This window comes from Porticoccaceae bacterium LTM1, assembly GCA_030252795.1.
Lineage (GTDB): Bacteria > Pseudomonadota > Gammaproteobacteria > Pseudomonadales > Porticoccaceae > SCSIO-12696.
In genome coordinates this window covers 1,372,792-1,391,345 of sequence record CP127080.1, presented here as the reverse complement: position 1 = coordinate 1,391,345, position 18,554 = coordinate 1,372,792, and the positions used below count along the sequence as shown (strand labels likewise).

The following is an 18,554-nucleotide window of genomic DNA, read 5'->3' as shown; positions in this document are numbered from 1 at the left end:
CAATAAAAAGCTCTGTTTGAGAAAATCTCATACTTTGACCATCAAAGCTATAACATGACAACCAGCTCAGAGGTACGCAAATGAGTGTTGAACTCGCCAAAGAAAATCCGCTCGGCACCGACGGTTTCGAATTTGTTGAATATACTGCTCCAGATGCCAAAGGCATCGAAGCCCTGAAAGAACTGTTTCAATTGCTGGGCTTCTCTGAAGTCGCCAAACATCGCAGCAAGGAAGCCTGGCTGTTCAAGCAAGGCGACATCAACTTCATCATCAACGCCCAGCCTTCCTCACAAGCGGCTGAATTCGCTGCGGAACACGGCCCGAGCGTTTGCGGCATGGCATTCCGCGTTAAAGATGCGGCTCACTCCCACAAATACGCTCTGGAGCATGGCGCTGAAAACTTCACGTCTTCTGTAGGCGCAATGGAGCTGCACATCCCGGCCGTTTACGGTATCGGTGGCAGCACCTTGTACTTTGTTGACCGTTACGGCGACAAAGGCGAAATCTACGACGTAGACTTCAATTTCTACAATGGCTGGCGCGAAAAAGTCGCCGCCAACGAAGGTGGCCTGAAAACCCTCGACCACCTGACCCACAACGTATTCCAGGGCAATATGGCCAAGTGGGCAGGCTTCTACGAGAACATCGGCAACTTCCGCGAAATCCGTTACTTCGACATCACCGGCAAGCAAACCGGCCTGGTTTCCAAGGCCATGACCGCGCCTTGCGGCAAGATTCGTATTCCGATTAACGAATCTTCAGACGACAAATCCCAGATCGAAGAGTACCTGAAAGAATACAAAGGCGAAGGTATCCAGCACATTGCACTGTCTACTGAAGACATCTACCAGACTGTTCGCGACCTGCGCGCCAAGGGCCTGGACTTTATGCCCACCCCGGACACTTACTACGAGAAAGTGGACTCCCGCGTAAAAGGCCACGGCGAAAACCTGGAAGAGATGCGCAAGCTGCAGATTCTGGTCGATGGTGATCCTGAGAGCTCAGGCATTCTGCTGCAGATCTTTACCCAGACCGTTATCGGTCCGGTATTCTTCGAAATCATTCAGCGTAAAGGCAACGACGGCTTTGGTGAAGGCAACTTCCAGGCCCTGTTCGAGTCCATCGAAGAAGACCAGATTCGCCGCGGCGTTCTGGACTGATAGACTGCCCCACCGGCCCCTGCTGACTCCTCTTTCCATGGAGTCGGCAGGTGACGCGACAAACCAGCGACTTTAAAACACTGGATTGCCGCGCTACGCTCGCAATGACACTCAGTCACAGCCGTGAGCACACACAAAGAATATCAACAAGGATTAGCTTTCGTATGAGCGCAAACAAATACGACGATCTCAGCTATCTGTCCGGTTTCGGAAATGAGCACGAATCCGAAGCACTGCCCGGCGCCCTGCCGCAAGGCCAATTCTCGCCACAAAAAGTGGCTTATGGCCTGTATGCGGAGAAATTCAGTACTACGGCATTTACCGCACCGCGCCATAGCAATCGTCGCAACTGGTTCTATCGAATTCGCCCATCCGTGGCGCAAGGTGATTACCGCCAGCTCGATCAGGGCCTGGTGCGCAGCGGTCCGATTACCGAAGTGGTAACTCCACCCACCATGTATCGCTGGGACCCGCTAGCCATTCCCGCCAAACCCACTGATTTTGTTGACGGTCTCACCACCATGGCCGCCAATGGTGATGTAAATGCCCAGGTCGGTATTGGCATTCACACCTACCTCGCCAACAAGTCGATGGAAGATCGCTTCTTCTACAACGCCGATGGCGAAATGTTGTTTGTGCCACAGCTTGGCGCCATTGCCCTGCACACCGAGTGTGGCATTCTGGCGATAAAGGCCGGTGAAATTGCGGTGATTCCTCGCGGCATGAAATTCCGTGTTGAACTGCTGGAAGGTCAGGCTCGTGGCTATATCTGTGAAAATTACGGTGCACCCATGCACCTGCCTGAGCGAGGCCCCGTTGGCTCTGATGGATACGCCAACGATCGCGACTTCAAATACCCGGTCGCCGCTTATGAAGACCGCGAAGGTAACTTCGAGCTGGTAAGTAAGTTTGGCGGCAACCTGTTTGCCTGTGACATCGACCACTCACCACTTGATGTGGTGGCCTGGGTTGGCAATTCAGCGCCGTATAAGTACGACCTGGAGCGCTTCAACACCATGGGCAGCATCAGCTACGATCACCCGGACCCATCTATCTTTACGGTACTCACTTCGCAGTCCGATACTGAAGGCGTGGCCAACGTGGACTTTGTGATCTTCCCACCCCGCTGGATGGTGGCTGAAGACACCTTCCGTCCGCCCTGGTATCACCGCAATGTGATGAGCGAGTTTATGGGCCTGATATACGGTGTTTACGACGCCAAGGAAGAAGGCTTTGTGCCAGGCGGTGCAAGCCTGCACAATTGCATGTCACCTCACGGTCCGGAAGCTGCAGTGTTTGAAAAAGCCAGCAACGGTGAGCTGTCGCCAATCAAACAAGAAGCCACCATGGCCTTTATGTTTGAATCACGCTACGTGATCGCGCCAACCAAGTACGCGCTGGAAACCGAACACCGCCAGAAAGACTATCTGGACTGTTGGAACGGGCTAAACAAGCATTTTACCGGCGAGAAATGATCTTCATCCTCACCGTTGTCATCCTGAGTACAACGAAGGATCTCATACATAGCCAACACAGAGATTCTTCACTACGCTCAGAATGACACCAAGGTAAGGTGAGAATGACAACAATATAGAAAGAGAGACGATAATGACCTCCCTACTGAACGAAACCCACGATCCCAAGCTGACCAGCTGGGTTGAATCCGCACAAGGCAGTGACTTCCCAATTCAGAACCTGCCATTTGCCGTGTTCCGTCGCGCTGGCAGCGAGGAAGAATTCCGTGGTGGTGTTGCCATCGGCGACCAAGTAATCGACATGCACGCCTTGGCAGATGCCGACATCCTCGACGATCTGGCCCAGGAAGCCTGTGAAGCCGCTGGTGAGCCGATCCTGAACTTGCTTATGGGTATGGGTAAAGAAGCCAACTCCGCCCTGCGTCTGGCTCTGTCTCGCGCCCTGCGCAGCGGTTCCGAGCAACAGTCAGAGCTGGAAAAATGCCTGATTCCTATGGACGAAGTTGAATACGACCTGCCCTGCGTAATCGGCGACTACACCGACTTCTATACCTCCATTTACCACGCTACAGCTGTAGGCTCCCTGTTCCGTCCGGACAACCCCTTGCTGCCGAACTACAAGTGGGTTCCGATCGGTTACCACGGACGCGCTTCTACTGTTGGCGTTTCCGGCCAGAAATTCCCTCGTCCAGTCGGTCAAACCAAAGCGCCAGACGCTGATGAGCCAAGCTTTGGCCCATGTAAGCGTATGGACTACGAGCTGGAAATGGGCATCTTTATCGGCCAGGGTAACGAACTGGGCGACCGCATCGACATCGAAAAGGCTGAAGACCACGTATTTGGCCTGTGCCTGTTTAACGACTGGTCTGCTCGCGACCTGCAAGCCTGGGAATACCAGCCACTGGGCCCATTCCTGGCCAAGAACTTTGCCTCAACCATCTCACCGTGGATTGTTACCACCGAGGCGTTGGCTCCGTTCCGCAGCAGCTTCGCCCACCCGGAAGGTGACCCTCAGCCACTGCCTTACCTGACCAGCGATTTCAACACCGAGAATGGCGGTATGGACGTCAATCTTGAGTGCCTGATCGAAACCGAGCAAATGCGTGCCGCTGGCGACGCGCCAGCCAAACTGTCTGAATCCAGCTTCAAGCACTCCTATTGGACAGTGGCACAGATGGTCGCGCACCACACCGTTAACGGCTGTGCGATGCAACCAGGTGACCTGCTCGGCTCTGGCACCCAATCCGGCCCACAACACGAAGAAGCCGGCTCCCTGCTGGAACTCAGCCGTGGTGGTAAAGAGCCAATCACCCTGCCAAACGGTGAACAGCGCACTTTCCTCAACGATGGCGACACCGTAATCATGCGCGGCTACTGCCAGCGTGATGGCGCAGTTCGTATCGGTTTTGGTGAAGTGACTGGTACTGTTCTTCCGGCTCGGGTTTGAGCTTTGTAAGGTAGTAAGGAAGAGCCCTGCTTGTGCGGGGCTTTTTTGTATTTATTTTGGTCTGACGTCTGACGTCTGACGTCTGACGCTAAAGCCAAGCACTTTGTCATCCTCGCGTATGCGGGGATCCACTCTTTTTGAAAAAGAGTTCTGACGATGTAGCCAGATGGATTCCCGCTTTCGCGGGTATGACAATAACTCTTTGGGTTTTAGCGCCCGACGTCCGACGTCCGACCTCCGACCTGTTGTTAAAAACACCAATGCCGCAGACAATCACCGCTGTCTTACCGGCACCAAAACAACAGGACAACACAATGAAACTCTACGGCTACTGGCGCTCTTCTGCCGCTTACCGCGTTCGCATCGCTCTCAACCTAAAAGGTGTTGAATACGAGCAGGAATCCGTTCACCTGGTTAAGGATGGCGGCGAGCAATTCAGTGACAGCTACACCGCCATGAATCCGGCGCAACTGGTGCCTACGTTGGTGGATGGCGAGCTGACTCTCAACCAGTCCATGGCAATCCTTGATTACATCGAGAACAAATTTTCGCAGCATCCTCTTCTGCCAGCAGATATTGCTGAACGAGCCCAGGTATTGGCATTGGCCAACGATATCGCCTGCGACATTCACCCGCTCAACAACCTGCGTATTCTCAAGTACCTGACCGGTGAGCTGGGTGCAACTGAAGAGCAGAAAACCGAGTGGTATCACCACTGGCTACACAAAGGCTTTGGGCCGCTGGAGGCCCAGGCCAAAAAATACGGTTCAACCGGTAAATTTTTATTTGGCGATCAACTCACTCTGGCTGATGTAGTTTTAATTCCGCAGATTTATAATGCTTTGAGATTTAAACTGGACATGAGCAATTACCCTTTACTCAGCAGCATCTGGGAGCACTGCAACAGCCTGGATGCCTTTAAAAATGCTTTACCGGAGAACCAACCGGACGCTTCCTAAGGAACAAACATGAAAAGCTGCATCGCTTACGGATTGGCCAAAGGTTTTGACGTCAGTGAATTGCGTACTCATCTGCAAACCAACTATCGGGTCACTGAGTACCGGGAAGTTTTTCATGTCCAATTACATACTAACGGCGATGTTTTTCTATTCCCGTTTGGCAGTATCGTACTTTGGGGCGTTGATGCCGACAGCGAACAACGCCTCTGGGACGAATTAACACCGATGATGATCGATCCTCTTCTCAAGCCCGAAGAGGATCGTTTCACGTTTGACATCGGTGCAGAAACGATCCGTATTCGGGATGATCACATTCAGCTGACCGACGGCAGCCCTCTGGAAATGCTGGCACTCTCCCAAGGCGTCGCTCAATCGGTAAAACTGGCCGAACTGGAAGCACGCGCCAGCCGGACTATCGATGAAACCGCCCACATTCCCCGCAACCTGGCTGAGACAGGCAGCACTCGCTTAACCCGACGAGATATTGGCCGTATGCGCGGTAAATTGATTTTGGTAGAGAGCGACATTAACCACCACTACGCGCTGCTGGATACCCCCGAATTTTTCTGGGAGTACTCGGAGCTGGAGAGCCTCTATCTGGAGATGGCTCGCTACCTGGACGTACAGGCTCGCGTTGAAGTGCTCAACAAAAAGCTCGGCATGATTCACAAACTGTTTGAAATGCTGGCGGACGAGCAAAAGCACAAGCACTCATCATTGCTGGAGTGGATTATTATCTGGTTGATTGCCGTGGAAATACTTATTTTCCTCGGCCATGATTTACTGAAGTGGTTTTAAGTCAGGTAACTTGGTTCTTTAGTGTCGCCATGCCCTTGAGGATAATGAAGGTCATTAAAATTTTTCATTATCCTCAAAATTCAAATTATTGATTTTGGTTTTCCCCAAAGCCTTCAGTAACAGATTTCTAAAAAACCGACTGATCGGATAAAAAACCCCGGCCCCTATTTGTGAACCATAAAACAACGAATTTAACCGGTTAAACATCCCCGATTTACCACCAATTTTTGTCAGCATATAGATGGCATCCGGGCCGTAATATATCTGGCCATTTAGCTTCAATACCATACCCTGATCAATATCGAGCCCCTGAGCAGTAATTTCATCCATCACTTCGCAGGACTCTCTGGCGTTCACCAAAACCAGTCGACCGACCGACTCCTCGATACGCACTTTAAGACAGTAGTAATCGCAGATCGGGCATTCTTTGTCGTAAACCAGCAGAATGTCTTTATCCATATAAACCCTCCATAATGGTGCGCACCGCCGATTAAGCACTAGTATGCACCAATACTTTTCTACCACCCGCGTGATGACGGTGTTCCCACAGAAAAATCCCCTGCCATGAACCCAACGCCAGCTTGCTATTCATAATAGGAATTGAGAGCGATGTGGCAGTCAATGCTGACTTGATATGTGCCGGCATATCATCCGGCCCTTCCAGGGTATGGGTGTAGAGTGGATCATTTTCCGGCACCAGGCGGTTCAACCAACTCTCCAGATCCGCTTTGGCTGAAGGGTCGTAGTTCTCCTGAATCAACAGACTGGCCGACGTGTGCTGGATATACAATGTACAAAGCCCTTCAGAAAGCCCTGCAGCGGCCACTGCCGACTGAATCCTGTTGGTTATATCGTGAAGCCCCTGCCCGGAAACAGGTACTGAAACTGTCTGGATCACCTCAATTCCTCATACCACTCGGTTTGCCGTATAATGCCGCAGCTTACCCACTTAGGGCCTCTTAACAGGCCCCTGCACCAGATTCAGGTTACCCCATTTTGAATACCATCGACACCAGCCAATACGACAAGCAGCTCACCGACAAGATCAGCAAGGTGCGTGAAGACTTTGCAGCACTGAACCTGCCGGAAATAGAGGTGTTCACCTCGGAGCCAATCAACTTTCGTATGCGAGCCGAGTTTCGTATATGGCATGAAGGCGACGAATCCCACTATGCCATGCACCTGCCAGGCGGCAGTCGCCCTATTCCGATTCAGGAGTTCCCGATTGGTTCCACCCGAATTGGTGAGCTGATGCCACGGCTGATGACAGGAATCAAAGATAATGAACTACTGCGCCGCAAGCTTTATGTAGTTGAGTTCTTAACTACCTTGAGTGGCGATGCGTTAATAACCCTTATTTATCACAAACCTCTCGATGATCAGTGGCAGAACGAAGCCAGAGCCCTTAGTACAAAATTAGGTGCCCCCATTATTGGTCGCAGCAAAAAGCAGAAGGTGGTGCTGGAACGCGATTACGTCATCGAAGAACTGGATGTACTGGGCAATAAATATCGCTACAAACAGGTAGAAACCGGATTTACCCAACCAAACGCCGGTGTAAACCAGAAAATGCTTGGCTGGGCCGTAGAAACCAGCCGCAACTTATCACCTGAGAGACAAGGCGGTGACCTGTTGGAGCTCTACTGCGGTAACGGCAACTTTACTCTGCCACTGGCACAAAATTTTGAACGTGTATTGGCCACAGAAATCTCAAAGATTTCGGTAAATTCATCGCAATGGAGCATGAAAGAAAACGGTGTGGACAATATCGAAATTGTCCGCATGTCCAGCGAGGACTTTACCGATGCCCTCAATAAGGTTCGCCCGTTCAGACGCCTGAACAATGTTGACCTGGACAGCTATAACTTTTCCACCGTGTTTGTAGACCCACCCCGTGCCGGACTAGATGACGGCACCGTGGAGCTGGTAAGAGGTTTTGACAATATCCTGTACATCTCCTGCAATCCGGAGACCATGAAAAACAACCTTGAAGCACTGCAAGACACTCACGAGATTGCCAAATTTGCAGCCTTTGACCAATTCCCTTACACCCATCACCTTGAGTGTGGTGCGCTACTGGTCAAACGCACTTAATGCCATAAAAACCTGGCACAATAAAAAGAGGCTTTGGTATCAATACCAAAGCCTCTTTTTTTATCTCAACGAACTACTCGTCGCCTTCTGTCTCAAACCGCTTGATACGATCCTTAGTCAAGGGGTGGGTAGAAAAATACCCCATTACATCCTTGTCTGAACTTTCATCGGAAGTGTCATGACTTACAGGGCCTTGATCTGTGGATTTATTTTCTTCCCCCTTATTCGCCTCATCACCATGATGATGTTGATGATCCATACGGCTCAGAATATCGGCAAAATGATGTAGCGGAATGCCCTCCTGTTTCATATTTTGATAAGCATAATCGTCTGCTTCGGTTTCAAAATCCCTGGAGTAGGCACTGTTTACCAGTAACACCGGAATGCCCAACAGCAATTCGGCAACACCATTCATATCACCGGTAACGAACGCAAGTGACAACACAATGATTGAGCCTTGCAGTACAGACCGCATTCCATGTTGATGTTCAACATGCCCTATTTCGTGAAACAAGACTGAAAGTAGCTCGGCATCACTCTTTGCCAATTCAACAATGTCATCTGTAAAGATAATCGTGCCGCCCGGCAATGCAAACGCATTAGCACCCAGTGGTCCACCATCACGGAATTGAACATCAATTTCCGGCATATCACTGGAACTTTGCAGAGTATGGATATAGGGCTGGAAATAATTGAGCAACTGTTTTTGACGAGCTTCAGGCAAGTTCGACGGATCAAGCCAAACATCGTCAAAAAAATCAATCGACGTTTGGTCCGTGTACTCCACCACAGCATCAGGAATAACCTTAGCGACACCCTGTGCGGCTAGCGGCACACCCCAGATCAAACACCAGGCAATTAAACCTACAATCAAAGTCAGGCAAACAAGCGCAAGACTCCAGCGGTTTTCCGCAGCGTGAAGCTTATGCCCCCCGCTGCTTTTGCCCAAATTGCGCTGTAATTGATCCACGGCTTCATTATTGGCGGTAACAAAAGTACCGCCATTCGGAAACCGCAGTTGTCGCTGGATATTGCCCAGGCGATCAGGGATTTTTACTTCCTTGATCTCTGCACTGACAACAGCCTCATTTCCAACTCTAACCGTAAGTCGCCCCACTGCATCAGCATGAAGGACGGCTTCCGGAGAAGCCGAAATTTTTCCATCTTGCCAAAAGCCCTGAATATCCATCATATGCCAAAGCCCAGATCAAAGGCCTCGCCCACTTCATCACCCAGTGCGCTGGTTTTATTGCTTTCACCGGCAACGAAGTGATCCATATCCCTGGCGTTAAGACTGGTGCAACTGGCACGGTAACGAACCACGCGAACCATCGCCCAGGGAATAGCCAGCCCCAGAGTCAGTACGATCATAAATGTGTTGGAAACCAGCAACCACAACCAGGCGCCAAATTTGTAATTGGCATTAAATTGGTTGCCTGCAATCAACATATTTCCATAACGCAAGTTCATCATTGCTACGGTAAAGTAGGCCATCATTACAAAATAAAACAGGAATAACGGAATCATCGAAATAATTGCAAAAATACCATTTCGGTTCTCTGCGCCTTCCAAACCTGACACTCCGGCGATAATTGCGGTCAATACAGATGTGCCAATAGCAAACAGTACACCGAGCGCAATCATTATCCCGACAATTGCCCAGATCTGACCCACTCTGATATTCAGCGAAAACTGGCTCTCTCCATAGCTGTGTCCTTCAACCAGCAACTTTTCCTGACGCAAAATAGCACTTGGATAGAGTATTCCAAAAGTAATTACACCCAAAAATGGCCATAGAATATAGGCTTTGGCAGCCTCGCCATAACTGCGCGAAAATCGAAATCGAATACCACGATACACACTGTGATAAGCATTAAATGCATAGGCTCGCACAAAAAACCACGGGAAAATAATCATACCTGCCAAAGCAAGCAAACCAGATATTACAGGGAAAAAGTTCTGTGCAAATATATAACCGACCAATAAGACAGCAGCAATAATTCTCCCCTTCAAAATCACAATTGGATCGGCGGTATATTCAAAATTGTGATTATCGAGATAGGTATTCCCGTAGAAATATCGCTTGGTTCTCACCTTGGCCCAGGCGGAGTAAATCCCCAGGGTCACAATAGAGAGCAAAACATTCACGATCCATATACGAAAGAATTCACTACCAGATCCACGAAACTCCATCTGGATGCGTCTTGGTGGGGATTCTGGGGTTTCAACTTGCGGATTAACTGGAGATTCGGGAGTGCCGGGAGTGACTGGCTGATCTGAAGGTATATCTACAGACATTTGGATTCCTTCCATATTTATTATATTGAAAGGACTTTTTAGCACAGTTTAGGGAGAGTGCCAATTTGTTGATCTTGAATTTGGTCAGATGAGTGGCCGGTTGATACGAAATTACTCAACGACCGGGTAACCATATCACCCGGTCGTTGAAGAGATGACTAGGGGAAAGTCAGACGGTAATCGCAACTCTCAGCGAGTCCAGCCTTAGTTCTGCGCCTTCGAGGTATTTTTGCAACTGATCCCTGGTTTCTTCCAGGTAATCAATCTCGTCCTGGCGAATATTTGGGTTCACTTTCGCCAGTGACTTCAAGCGTTGCAGCTCAACACCTTGTGACTGTTCCATTTTGGCAATGGCGGCATCAATCAGTCCCTGCTGTTGAGAGGAAGCGATGGTCTCTGCCTTATCAATCAACGCAGTAATCTGTGGTCTGGCATGACGCACCAACTCTTGGGCTGTTCCCTTGGCAACGCCTTGTGCGAGTTTCTGGTAGTGTTGCGGGGTCAGTACGGCACTTAAGTCTTTACCATTGCTCTCAACCACCACCCGCACCTTTCTTGAAGGCATATAGCGAGGTACTTGCAGTGAACGGGGTGCTGCGCAGTGCAGTGTAAACACCGTCTCCAACAAAAGATTGCCAGGCTTGAGTGGTGGCAGCTTCATGGTACAAACAGAGGTGTTGCCAAATTCGCCGCTCAGAATCATCTCCATGGAACCACTGACCATGGGGTGTTCCCAGCTCAGATAGTGCATATCTTCACGGCTGAGTGCCTTCTCACGATTGAATGTGGCAGTCATACCATCTTCATACAGCCCCGGAAAACTTTCGCATTGAAGATGATCGCTCGGTTCCAGGATCACCGCATCAGCACTGTGGTGGTTGTGATCAACACCGTATTGGTCGAATACCTTTTCCATGTATTCGGTCAAAACTTCCGGGCTCTCAGCCTCAGCAACTGAATCGACAACCTGCTGGGCTCGCTTCGGATTACAGGAGGACATCTCCAGCAGACGATCGCGACCTTGCTGAAATTCGTACAATGCCGCCTCGGTCAGCTTATAGGTTTGAGCCACCAACTTGTCCAACGCCTGGACATTATCATTCACCAAACAAGCATCCAGCTCCTGCCGCACCTGCGCCTGGATTGCACCACCCACCGGGCAAACCCGCTCAAAGGCATTAAGGCCATCGTGATACCAACGCAACAGGGCAAACTGGGCGCCACTGTCGTAAAACGGCACATGAATATTGACTGTGTACTTTTGACCAATCCGGTCGAGACGACCGATACGCTGCTCAAGTAGATCCGGATTAAGCGGCAAGTCGAACAGCACCATGTGGCGGGCAAACTGGAAGTTGCGGCCTTCACTGCCAATTTCCGAGCAGATAAGTGCCTGTGCGCTCTCTTCCTCGTCGGCAAAATAGGCGGCAGCGCGGTCCCGTTCCACCAGGCTCATTCCTTCATGGAATACTGCCGAGTGAACGCCACAACGGATATTGAGGTGATTTTCCAGTTGTTGGGCGGTGTCGGCATTGGCGCAGATTACCAGCACCTTGTCACTGCGACTCTCCTCGCGCAAGTCTGCCAGCCAGTTGGCAAGCCATTTCACACGAGGGTCAGAAGCTAGCCAGCCGCCACCAAGTAACATTTCCGGTTTCAGCAGCTGTTCAATACTGGCACCTTCACTGGCACTTCGATAGGCAGCAGGCGTTTGGAGTTTGTGCGGAACCAGGCGACGCTCCGGAAAACCGCTGACGGCATCCCGTGTATTGCGGAACAGTACTCGGCCGGTGCCGTGATGATCCAATAGCGTGCGTACCACATCGTCAATGGCCTGTTCACAGCCATCGTCATCCAACTCTTTTTGCAACTTGTCCGCATCGCTGCCCAGGTAATGTTGCAATTCTGCTTTCAGCTCATCGCTATGGCGTAGCTGATCGGCAGCATCCTCACTGGTCAGCTGTTCAACCAAACGGCTGACCCGTTGATATTCGCCCTCTTCGTCACAGAATTTCTGCAAATCGTAATAACGGTCGGGATCCAGCAGGCGTAAACGGGCAAAGTGACTCTCGATACCCAGCTGTTCTGGAGTAGCGGTAAGCAGAAGCAGTCCCAGTACATTTTTCGCCAGCGCTTCTACGCATTGGTACTCTAGGCTGGCCTCTTTCTCACTCCACTGCAGGTGGTGTGCTTCGTCCACCACCATAAGATCCCAGCCAGCATCACAGGCTTGCTGGTGGCGCTTTGGCGATTTAGAAAGGAAGGACAAGCTGCACAGAACCAGTTGTGCACTTTCGAACGGATTAGCGCTTCCGTCATCGTCTTCCGGTGTCAGTGCCTGACAGCGGTCCTCATCGAGAATCGTGAACATCAGGTTGAAGCGGCGCAACATCTCCACCAACCACTGATGCACAAGACTGTCTGGCACCACTACCAATACACGACGGGAGCGACCGGACACCAACTGCTGGTGAATGACCAGGCCTGCCTCGATGGTTTTACCCAAGCCTACTTCATCGGCCAGCAATACACGTGGGGCGTGGCGGTTTGCCACTTCATGGGCGATATAAAGCTGATGGGGAAGCAGCTGCACTCGAGCCCCCAACAGGCCCAACACGTCGCTTTGCTGCAAGCGGTGGCGATGAGCAAGGGTCTGCTGACGCAGTTCAAACTGGCTGAGCTTATCCACCTGTCCGGCAAAAAGTCGGTCCTGTGGCTTACTGAACTGGACAAAGCTGTCCAACTCCAGCTCATCAATACAGTGCTCTTTTCCGTCACCATCCAGCCCCATGTAGCTGAAAATACTGCCCTCTTCCCGCACCTCGGTAACGGTCAGCACCAGATCCTCATCACTGCGAATACGATCACCTACGTTGTACTGCACACGGCTCAACGGTGCATTATCCGCCGCATAGACCCGCTCTTCTCCAATGGCAGGAAAACTGACTGTCACACGGCGGCCAGCGGCCTCAACGATGATGCCGAGACCGGCTTCGGATTCGGTATTGCTGACCCAGCGCTGGCCGGGAATAAAACGTAAAGTGCTCAAAAGACTCTCACTACAGCTGGGGCCGGTGATGTATAGCCGGCATAAAAACAAACAGGACTGCTATTTTAGCAGTCCTGTAGCAGGGGGAGAAATCTGACGCTGTTTAAAACAGCCCCAGTCACAAACTAAGTACTATGCCCTAGACATAAATTTATTGGTGGTAGTGTTGATTTTGATCAGCTCACCCTCTTCCAGGTACTCCGGCACCTGAACTTCCAGGCCGGTGGCCATTTTCGCCGGTTTGGTGCGGCCAGTAGCACTGGCACCTTTAATGCAGGGCGGGGTCTCGATAATGGTCATATTCACCGATTGCGGCAATTCGATACCAATGGCATTGCCATCCAGGATCAGCGCGGTTATGCCTTCAAGACCATCAATCAAATATTCCAGCTGCCCTTCCAGATCATCCGCACCCAGACTGTACTGACTGAAATCTTCCATGTTCATGAACACATAGTTGTCGCCATCAAAATAGGAGTACTGAACCTCGCGACGCTGACAGTCACAATCCTTGAGCATGTCATCGCCTTTGTAAGTTTCATCCAGCTTCTGGCCGGTTTTCAGGTTATTGAAACGAACCTTGTAGAGAGTATTCGCTCCACGTGAAGACGGGCTTTTCACATCAATTTGCTTGGCAATATGCGGAGCGCCATTGATCTCAACGATCATGCCACGCTTCAGGTCACTGGCTTTCATTGTGTATTCCTTTCGAGGGTCATAAACTGACGCGATTATAGCGCGAGAACTTCTACTTTGGTGTGCGCGCTCCAACCAAAACTTAATGAAAAACTGCCTGATGACAATCTGCCCTTGCGGATCAGCAAAGCCATACGCCAACTGCTGCCAACCCTATCACAATGGCACACCAGCCCCGACTGCCGAAACTTTGATGCGCTCTCGTTACAGCGCATTCTGCAAAGGACTGGTGGATTACCTGGTAGAGACTCACCATCCCGATAAAAGGCAAGTCGATGATCGCGAGGTTCTGGCTCAAACCATAGCCAGTACTCACTGGCTTAATCTGCAAGTGATTTCCAGCGACTCTGATCAAGTAGAGTTTATTGCCACCTACGAAGACCAGGGTGAACTCGGACAACTTCATGAGCGTTCACGCTTTACAAAAGAGGATGACCGCTGGTTTTATCTGGACGGGGAAATACTACCTGCTCAGGTCAATGCAGGACGCAATGATCCCTGCCCTTGTGGGAGTGGCAAGAAGTTTAAGAAGTGTCACGGAAATTAAAAAACCTTCACTGCCACTTCCTGGGATCAACCTGAAAATAAGCCATTAATTGCTCAAACAACTCTGGATGCTCCTGCATCATTTTGTCCGGTCGCTCATAAAACGTTTCGGTGGCTACCGCAAAAAATTCAGCCGGGTTGGTGGCGCCGTAGTGATCCAGAAGTCCCCGGTGACCACGCATCAGATCATCCTGCAGCTCTTCAAATTCACGGGACAGCACTCTTGCCCAGCTCTGGTAGCTGGACACCTGGTTCAATAGCGGTGCGCCATTGGCAGTACCGGATTCCTGATCCAATTGGTGCGCAAACTCGTGAAGAACAACATTCTGGCCATCGCTGAAGTTACGAGCGCCATGGGCAACGTCGTCCCATGAGAGAATCACCTTGCCATTCTGCCACGACTCACCCGAACGTCCCTGTTTTCGATGGGTCACCACACCTCCCTCCGCCACCTCGGTGTGTGGCGCCAGGTAGGCTGACGGGTAGACATAAATGTACTTGAGCTGGCGATACAGAGTGTGAGGGCGATTGAGCAGCAACAGACAGGCTTCCGCGGCAATAGTGACTCGAACCTCATCGGTGATCAATTGCCCGTCGCAGCCTACAAAATTCTTTTGATGCAGAAATGCTTTGATCAAATCCTGCAGTTCACTCTGCTGCTCTTTGGAGAGATTGCGGTAAATCGGCAGGTTACGAAACAGAATAGTCTGCCACTCTGCCGGAAACGGCTTTTGAACCGCCTTTCGGTATTCGCTTCCAGGCTTGAACAACAGCCACCAGACCATCAGCCCGACAAAAACCGCCGCCACAACAAAATAGACTGCTGTTATCATACTCTCTGTCCCGTTTTAAGAATGCTTCCATAGACATCAACCATTATGCCCAGCAATCGCGTATTAATCATCGGCTATGTTTGGCCTGAACCAAACTCCTCGGCAGCCGGCACCCATATGATGGAGTTTATCCACCTTTTCCTGGAGCGCGGTTGGCAAGTGCATTTTGCAAGTGCTGCTACAGAGACCGAGCATATGGTAAATTTGCCGGAAATGGGTGTTTCCGTAAAGCAGCTCGAAATTAACGATTCCGGCTTTGACCAGTATATCTCCGAGCTTCAGCCGGATATCGTGATGTTTGATCGCTTTTTTATCGAAGAACAATTCGGCTGGCGTGTCGAAAAGCACTATCCCAACGCCCTGCGTCTTTTAGACACCGAAGATTTACACAGTCTTCGCAATGCTCGCCACGCCGCTTACAAACAGAATCGCGATGTGAGCAGAGCTGATCTGATGAGTGAGATGGCTCAGCGTGAAATCGCCTCGATTTACCGCAGCGACCTATCACTGATGATTTCCGAGGCCGAAGTTGCGCTTCTCGAGAAAGAGTTCAACGTGCCATCAATGCTGTTGCAGCACTGCCCGTTTATGCTGGATGTAAGAGGTTTGAACTCAGACAACTTGCCAGGTTTTGAGCAACGCCAGCACTTTGTCTCAATTGGCAACTTTCGGCATGCCCCCAACTGGGATGCCGTGCTTTATTTGAAACAAATTATCTGGCCTCTCATTCGCAAACAGCTTCCTAGTGCAGAACTGCATATCTACGGTGCCTACCCACCTCCAAAAGCCACCGCATTGCACAATGCAAAGGAAGGCTTTCTGGTTAAGGGCTGGGCACCTGATGCCTTTGAAGTACTTCGTCAGGGAAAAGTAAACCTGGCTCCCCTGCGCTTTGGAGCAGGTATTAAAGGAAAACTTGCCGATGGCATGTTGTGCGGCATCCCCAGCGTAACCACGTCTGTTGGAGCCGAGGCCATGACTGCCGGGCTGCCTTGGGGAGGTGACACTACAGATGATCCACAAGAATTTGCCAATGCCGCAGTGCAGCTGTATCAGAGTGCTGAGTACTGGCAAAAGGCTCAGCAGCAAGGTATTAGCATTGCCCAAAAACTGTTTGATAAAAAGAGTATTGGCGATGCGTTAGTCGATCGAATTGAAGTAGTGAAAGATAACCTGCAAGAGCACCGGCTCAATAACTTTACCGGCGCAATGCTACGACATCATAACCATCGCAGCACCCAGTTTATGGGGCAATGGATTGAGGTTAAGAACCGATTGGCTGAAATTGAGAATATGCCCTGACTTCCTCCATCGATACACAGCCTTTAGCAAGATTCAGAGATTTAATTTTTTGTCGTGCCCGCTCAGGCGGGTATCTACACATTGTTGTACTTGCTCTTTGAATTTCGCCCCCGAAAGTTTCGCATGCGCCTGCGGCGAGCTACTTCTGTGCACTGGGGGCAACATTCTTTTCTTTGCTGGCTCAAAGAAAAGAATGCAAAAGAAAGAGCCTTAAAAGCGCCTCACTTTCTTGGCAGTGAATTGCGCAACCCCTAGTGATTTATTGACTCCCCAAGTGGCACTGCTATATCCATTGTTCCTTGACGGTTCTACCCAAAGAATTGGTAACTTTGGTCGGGTCACACTGCTCGGTAATTAGCTATTACCCCCGAAACACCGTCTCAATCAAATGATATCCAAAGCGGGTTTTCACCGGACCATGCACTACATTGGTAGGCTTCTTAAACACCACATCCTCAAACGGCTTCACCATATCACCCTTGCGCACTTCGCCAAGGTCTCCACCGCGACGTTTGCTTGGGCAAATGGAGTGCTTCTTGGCCATCTGGCCAAAATCAGCGCCTTTAGCGATTTGCTGTTTGAGTTTTTCGGCCTGGTCTTTGTGCTTGACCAGAATATGGCGAACAATGGCTGTGGTCATAGTGCATTCCGGGGTGTAGAAATAAAAAGAGCGTAGCACAAAGCCTCTGGGGTTCCGCGCTATCTGTCTCGTGACAGCAATAATCCCCGCATAACTGAGCGCAGCGAAAAATCTTATCATCTGTCATCCTGAGCGCAGCGAAGGATCTCTTGCCTAACTATTCACAACGAGATCCTTCGCTACGCTCAGGATGACACAGTAAAAAGCCCTAAGGACACGGGCATTTGGCACACATAGATAAATAAGTATGTGCTGAAAATTACATGGTGTGACTGCCCCTTTAAGCAGCAATCACTTCATCTTCAATGGCATCCAGATTTTCACCGCCAAAAGCACTCAGCAGTGATTCAATCAGCGCCGACAGCTCCAGTGTCATAATCGAGAAGTCCACATCAAAACGTTCGGCCGCATCGCCGGTGTACACTTCTTCGGCCTTGTCCTGAATCATATCGCCATAGCGAATACGCTTGATGGCAAAGTTTTCATCAACGATACACTCGATTCCGTTGGTAGAAGCCAGCTCAATCTTGCTCACGTACATACTATCCTGAACGTGGTTGTTGATTTCCGCTGCGGTCAGCACCTGGTTTTTACAGCGGATCACACCGCCTTCGTCACTGGTATCGCGTAACTCACACTCCCCGCCCAACTCAAAGCCTTCCGGGTGAATGCCTTCGCGCATCCAGTTGGTCATTACCTGCTGGGGAATATTATTGGTGGTTACCGGCACCACAGGCAGCGTACCCAGTGTTTCGCGCAGTACATGACAGAAATCCTCAGCCTTTTTGGCGGAACCAGCATTGATGATCAGCAGCTGTGCTTTCAAATCGATGTATGCAAAGAGTTTGCTGGAACGGGTAAACGCACGTGGCAACAGGGTAAAAATCATCTCGTCCTTAATTTCCTGGCGCTCCTTGCGACCAATCTTGCGACTCTCCTGCTCCTGAAGCTCTTCAACCTTTTCCTGCACAAATTCGTTCACCACAGCGGCAGGCAGAACCTTGTCCTGACGTTTAGCACTGAGCATGATGTAACCGTTGGCGCTGTGGATGTATGAGCCTTCCGGGTCACCCAGAGGGGGTACCCAGCCAGTGCGGTGCATATCCTGGCTGCCGCAGGGCACAAACGCCTGCTCGGCCAGCTTCTCATCCAACTCCTCTGCGGAGAATTGAAAGGGTTTGGTAAAACGGTAAACCTGGATGTTTTTAAACCACATGGGTATGGCTGCTCTCTGTCTTGTTATCTTGGGAATCTCTG

The 18,554-nt window shown here is 50.6% G+C and carries 17 protein-coding genes; 8 read left to right on the top strand and 9 right to left on the bottom strand.

The annotated features are described in order from the left end of the window. Positions 1-80 precede the first annotated feature (80 nt). The 5 genes from hppD to QP938_06000 all read left to right on the top strand — a co-directional run bounded on the left by hppD (position 81) and on the right by QP938_06000 (position 5,839). The gene (gene hppD, locus QP938_06020) at positions 81-1,160 is read left to right on the top strand and encodes a 4-hydroxyphenylpyruvate dioxygenase (protein ID WIO75459.1); all 1,080 of its coding nucleotides are present in this window, start codon (positions 81-83) and stop codon (positions 1,158-1,160) included. A 164-nt stretch (positions 1,161-1,324) separates the two neighbouring features. Then, positions 1,325-2,635, top strand: a complete 1,311-nt coding sequence (gene hmgA / locus QP938_06015) for a homogentisate 1,2-dioxygenase (protein WIO75458.1) — start codon at positions 1,325-1,327, stop codon at positions 2,633-2,635. A gap of 133 nt (positions 2,636-2,768) precedes the next feature. Continuing rightward, positions 2,769-4,082, top strand: a complete 1,314-nt coding sequence (gene fahA, locus QP938_06010; GenBank protein ID WIO75457.1) for a fumarylacetoacetase — start codon at positions 2,769-2,771, stop codon at positions 4,080-4,082. Between the two features lie 314 nt (positions 4,083-4,396). Next, a complete protein-coding gene (gene maiA, locus QP938_06005) occupies positions 4,397-5,041 on the top strand; it encodes a maleylacetoacetate isomerase (protein ID WIO75456.1) in 645 nt (214 codons plus the stop codon). A 9-nt stretch (positions 5,042-5,050) separates the two neighbouring features. Continuing rightward, complete coding sequence (locus QP938_06000; protein ID WIO75455.1) at positions 5,051-5,839, top strand: RMD1 family protein; 789 nt, start codon at positions 5,051-5,053, stop codon at positions 5,837-5,839. Positions 5,840-5,893: 54 nt separating this feature from the next. Here the strand turns inward: QP938_06000 and QP938_05995 are convergent, their stop codons facing one another. Continuing rightward, entirely contained in the window at positions 5,894-6,298 is a 405-nt protein-coding gene (locus tag QP938_05995) for a hypothetical protein (protein WIO75454.1), read from the bottom strand. A gap of 31 nt (positions 6,299-6,329) precedes the next feature. Then, positions 6,330-6,737 (bottom strand): secondary thiamine-phosphate synthase enzyme YjbQ, encoded by a 408-nt coding sequence (locus tag QP938_05990; GenBank protein WIO75453.1) that lies wholly within the window; start codon positions 6,735-6,737, stop codon positions 6,330-6,332. 98 nt (positions 6,738-6,835) lie between these two features. On the opposite strand from QP938_05990, the gene trmA reads away from it, so the two are divergent. Continuing rightward, complete coding sequence (gene trmA / locus QP938_05985) at positions 6,836-7,933, top strand: tRNA (uridine(54)-C5)-methyltransferase TrmA (protein WIO75452.1); 1,098 nt, start codon at positions 6,836-6,838, stop codon at positions 7,931-7,933. A 73-nt stretch (positions 7,934-8,006) separates the two neighbouring features. Here the strand turns inward: trmA and QP938_05980 are convergent, their stop codons facing one another. The 4 genes from QP938_05980 to yeiP all read right to left on the bottom strand — a co-directional run bounded on the left by QP938_05980 (position 8,007) and on the right by yeiP (position 13,976). After that, positions 8,007-9,125: a M48 family metallopeptidase gene (locus tag QP938_05980; GenBank protein WIO75451.1), complete on the bottom strand. Its 1,119-nt coding sequence runs from the start codon at positions 9,123-9,125 to the stop codon at positions 8,007-8,009. Continuing rightward, positions 9,122-10,231 (bottom strand): YjgN family protein, encoded by a 1,110-nt coding sequence (locus tag QP938_05975; GenBank protein ID WIO75450.1) that lies wholly within the window; start codon positions 10,229-10,231, stop codon positions 9,122-9,124. The genes QP938_05980 and QP938_05975 overlap by 4 nt, the downstream gene beginning before the upstream one ends. Positions 10,232-10,400: 169 nt before the next feature. Further along, positions 10,401-13,280, bottom strand: coding sequence for an RNA polymerase-associated protein RapA (gene rapA, locus QP938_05970; GenBank protein ID WIO75449.1), 2,880 nt, complete (start codon positions 13,278-13,280; stop codon positions 10,401-10,403). 132 nt (positions 13,281-13,412) lie between these two features. Then, on the bottom strand, positions 13,413-13,976 hold the full coding sequence (gene yeiP, locus QP938_05965; GenBank protein ID WIO75448.1) for an elongation factor P-like protein YeiP: 564 nt from the start codon (positions 13,974-13,976) through the stop codon (positions 13,413-13,415). 85 nt (positions 13,977-14,061) lie between these two features. Between yeiP and QP938_05960 the strand changes: the two genes are divergently transcribed. Further along, entirely contained in the window at positions 14,062-14,523 is a 462-nt protein-coding gene (locus QP938_05960; GenBank protein WIO75447.1) for a YchJ family protein, read from the top strand. A 7-nt stretch (positions 14,524-14,530) separates the two neighbouring features. On the opposite strand, the gene QP938_05955 is transcribed toward QP938_05960, so the two are convergent. Further along, positions 14,531-15,355: a zinc-dependent peptidase gene (locus QP938_05955; GenBank protein WIO75446.1), complete on the bottom strand. Its 825-nt coding sequence runs from the start codon at positions 15,353-15,355 to the stop codon at positions 14,531-14,533. A gap of 45 nt (positions 15,356-15,400) precedes the next feature. Here QP938_05955 and QP938_05950 point away from each other — a divergent pair, with 45 nt between their 5' ends. Beyond that, entirely contained in the window at positions 15,401-16,657 is a 1,257-nt protein-coding gene (locus tag QP938_05950; GenBank protein ID WIO75445.1) for a glycosyltransferase, read from the top strand. A gap of 361 nt (positions 16,658-17,018) precedes the next feature. Here the strand turns inward: QP938_05950 and QP938_05945 are convergent, their stop codons facing one another. Further along, a complete protein-coding gene (locus tag QP938_05945) occupies positions 17,019-17,297 on the bottom strand; it encodes a peptidylprolyl isomerase (GenBank protein ID WIO75444.1) in 279 nt (92 codons plus the stop codon). Positions 17,298-17,577: 280 nt separating this feature from the next. Continuing rightward, positions 17,578-18,513: a recombination-associated protein RdgC gene (rdgC, locus tag QP938_05940; GenBank protein ID WIO75443.1), complete on the bottom strand. Its 936-nt coding sequence runs from the start codon at positions 18,511-18,513 to the stop codon at positions 17,578-17,580. Positions 18,514-18,554: the final 41 nt, after the last annotated feature.

Coding starts and splice junctions, on each gene's coding strand:
- hppD (WIO75459.1), top strand. CDS start 81: ATGAGTGTTGAACTCGCCAAAGAAAATCCGCTCGGCACCGACGGTTTC.
- hmgA (WIO75458.1), top strand. CDS start 1,325: ATGAGCGCAAACAAATACGACGATCTCAGCTATCTGTCCGGTTTCGGA.
- fahA (WIO75457.1), top strand. CDS start 2,769: ATGACCTCCCTACTGAACGAAACCCACGATCCCAAGCTGACCAGCTGG.
- maiA (WIO75456.1), top strand. CDS start 4,397: ATGAAACTCTACGGCTACTGGCGCTCTTCTGCCGCTTACCGCGTTCGC.
- QP938_06000 (WIO75455.1), top strand. CDS start 5,051: ATGAAAAGCTGCATCGCTTACGGATTGGCCAAAGGTTTTGACGTCAGT.
- QP938_05995 (WIO75454.1), bottom strand. CDS start 6,298: ATGGATAAAGACATTCTGCTGGTTTACGACAAAGAATGCCCGATCTGC.
- QP938_05980 (WIO75451.1), bottom strand. CDS start 9,125: ATGATGGATATTCAGGGCTTTTGGCAAGATGGAAAAATTTCGGCTTCT.
- QP938_05975 (WIO75450.1), bottom strand. CDS start 10,231: ATGTCTGTAGATATACCTTCAGATCAGCCAGTCACTCCCGGCACTCCC.
- yeiP (WIO75448.1), bottom strand. CDS start 13,976: ATGAAAGCCAGTGACCTGAAGCGTGGCATGATCGTTGAGATCAATGGC.
- QP938_05960 (WIO75447.1), top strand. CDS start 14,062: ATGAAAAACTGCCTGATGACAATCTGCCCTTGCGGATCAGCAAAGCCA.
- QP938_05955 (WIO75446.1), bottom strand. CDS start 15,355: ATGATAACAGCAGTCTATTTTGTTGTGGCGGCGGTTTTTGTCGGGCTG.
- QP938_05950 (WIO75445.1), top strand. CDS start 15,401: ATGCCCAGCAATCGCGTATTAATCATCGGCTATGTTTGGCCTGAACCA.
- QP938_05945 (WIO75444.1), bottom strand. CDS start 17,297: ATGACCACAGCCATTGTTCGCCATATTCTGGTCAAGCACAAAGACCAG.
- rdgC (WIO75443.1), bottom strand. CDS start 18,513: ATGTGGTTTAAAAACATCCAGGTTTACCGTTTTACCAAACCCTTTCAA.